This window comes from Agrococcus sp. HG114 (assembly GCF_024723325.1).
GTDB lineage: Bacteria > Actinomycetota > Actinomycetes > Actinomycetales > Microbacteriaceae > Agrococcus.
In genome coordinates, this window is record NZ_JANQCH010000196.1 from 1 (window position 1) to 2,172 (window position 2,172).

3 protein-coding genes are annotated in these 2,172 nt (G+C 77.1%); 1 reads left to right on the plus strand and 2 read right to left on the minus strand.

Translation table 11 applies throughout. The features are described from left to right. Window positions 1–975: SGNH/GDSL hydrolase family protein (locus NWP09_RS12505; protein ID WP_258275828.1), on the minus strand; the 975-nt coding region annotated here is incomplete at its 3' end. A gap of 33 nt (window positions 976–1,008) precedes the next feature. Further along, window positions 1,009–1,314 (minus strand): DUF1905 domain-containing protein, encoded by a 306-nt coding sequence (locus tag NWP09_RS12510; protein WP_258275829.1) that lies wholly within the window; start codon window positions 1,312–1,314, stop codon window positions 1,009–1,011. Between the two features lie 82 nt (window positions 1,315–1,396). Between NWP09_RS12510 and NWP09_RS12515 the strand changes: the two genes are divergently transcribed. Continuing rightward, complete coding sequence (locus tag NWP09_RS12515; RefSeq protein WP_258275830.1) at window positions 1,397–2,059, plus strand: DsbA family protein; 663 nt, start codon at window positions 1,397–1,399, stop codon at window positions 2,057–2,059. The last annotated feature ends 113 nt before the right edge of the window (window positions 2,060–2,172 follow it).

A 2,172-nucleotide genomic window follows, 5' to 3' on the forward strand; every position in this document is an offset into this window, starting at 1 on the left:
CTCGGCCCGCACGTCGCGGTCGACGCCGAGCGTGCGCTGCGCCACGGGCGCTGCGGCCGAGTCGGCGGTCGCGAGCCGCTCGAGCAGGTACGGCGGCACGATCCCGCGGCGCGCGTGCTCGGCCGACGCCTCGAGCGCAGCCGCCTCGGACCCGCGCGGTGCCGGAGCGCCGGGCGGGAGCGCCGCCAGGATCCGCGGCGCGATGAGGCGGGCCCACTCGCCGTAGCCGGCCGGCGACGGGTGGAAGCCGTCGGCGGCGTGCCAGCGCGGCTCGAGGATCGCGGGCGTGGGGAGGTGGACGATGTGCGCGGCCTCCGCCGCGATGCGCTGCAGCGCCTCGTCGAGGCTCCGCGCGTGCCCGCCCAGCAGGGAGCGCATCGGCTGCGGGAGCCACGCGAACGTGTCGATCTGCGGGGTGCCGGCGACGCCGATCACGCCGCCGTCCGCGCGGTGGGCGTCGAGGCCGGCGAGGAGCGCCCTCGCCGAGCGCGCGAAGGCGGAGCGGCTGACGAGCTGCAGCGCGTCGTTCGCGCCGATGAGCACGAGGATCGCGTCCCACGGCTGCTCGGCGCGGCGGTCGATGTTGGCGAGGTCGCGGCTCAGCACCGCCGCGGCGGTCGAGCCCTCCTGCCCCTCGATGCGCCACCGGACCGGCCGCTCGCGCGCGGCCGCGAGGCGCTCGGCGAGCTGCACCGCGAGGGTCTCCTCGAGCCGGTCGACGCCCACGCCCGTCGCGGTCGAGTCGCCGACGACGAGGAGGCGCACGGGGGTGCCCTCGAAGCGCTCGCCGACCGTCCCGTCGCGGCGGCCCCTGGGCTCGGGGAGCCCGGGCAGCGCCGCGAGCAGCCGCTTCGACTGCCGCAGCAGCATCGGCGCGAGCGCGAAGGCCGCCGGCCGCGCGAGGCGGTGCAGCGTGCGCTCCGCGGTGCGCGCCGAGCTCGCGCCTGCCGCTCCCAGTCGCGTCGCCCAGCCCATCGCATCCCCTCCCGGTCGCGGAACGCCGCGATGCTACCCGCGCCGGCTGACCCGCCCGCCCAGGCGCATCCGCACCGCGACCTCGTCGCCGAGCCCCACGCCCTCGGCGCGCTGCACCGCGACCTTGAGCGGCAGCAGGTAGCGGCCCTCGCGCGGGAAGAGGGAGGTCGTGAACGTCGTCGCGCCGATCGTGGCCGAGACCGGGATCGCGCCCCAGCCGTAGGTGAGCTCGCGCGCGCTCTCGCGGATGAGCTCCGACTCGTCGGGCGGCACGGGGACGAAGACGAACGGCGCCGGTCCGCGCCACTCGATCGCGATCGCCGAGAACGACAGCTCCATGGCGGCACGCTAGCCCACCCGCGCTCCCGTGGGGCGGTCGCCGGCGGCCTGGGCGACGGCTGCCCGCCGATACCCTGGATGCATGCCCCGCAACGCCGTCGTCTCCATCGCCGCCGTCGTCGGCGCGCTCGTGCTCATCGTGGCGGTCGCGCTCATGGTCGTGCGACCGTGGGAGTCGCGCGTCGCGACCCCCGCGCCCACGTCGAGCGCCGCATCCGCCGACCTCGTCGTCGAGTCGACGCACCTCGTCTCGGACGCAGGCGAGGGCGCGCCGGTCGTGGTCGAGTTCTTCGACTACGAGTGCCCGGCGTGCGGGCAGCTCCACCCGGTCGTCGAGGACCTCGTCGAGCGGTACGAGGGCCAGGTGACGTTCGCGATGCGCTACTTCCCGCTGCCGAGCCACCCGAACGCGGTGCCCGCGGCCGTCGCAGCCGAGGCCGCCGCCCAGCAGGACGCCTTCGCCGAGATGCACGCGATGCTCTTCGACCGGCAGGACGAGTGGGCCGGGACGGATGACGCCGAGGCGACCTTCCGCGCCTACGCGGAGGAGCTCGGGCTCGACCTCGCCGCCTTCGATGCGGCCGTCGCCGACCCCGCGACCCTCGACCGGGTCGCGCTCGACGCGAACGCGGGCATCGCGCTCGGCGTGCCCGGCACGCCCACGTTCTTCGTCGACGGCGAGCTGCTGCAGCTGCGCGAGATCGGCGACCTCCAGGCCGCGATCCAGGAGGCCCTGCAGGGCTAGCGGCTCGCCGTCGGTGCCGCCCGCGCCGCGGGGCGCCCGCGGTGGCAGGATGTGCGCCATGCGGGGGCGGCGCGGCGCGGCACGAGGGGCCGCGTGCGCGCTCGTCGGCGCCG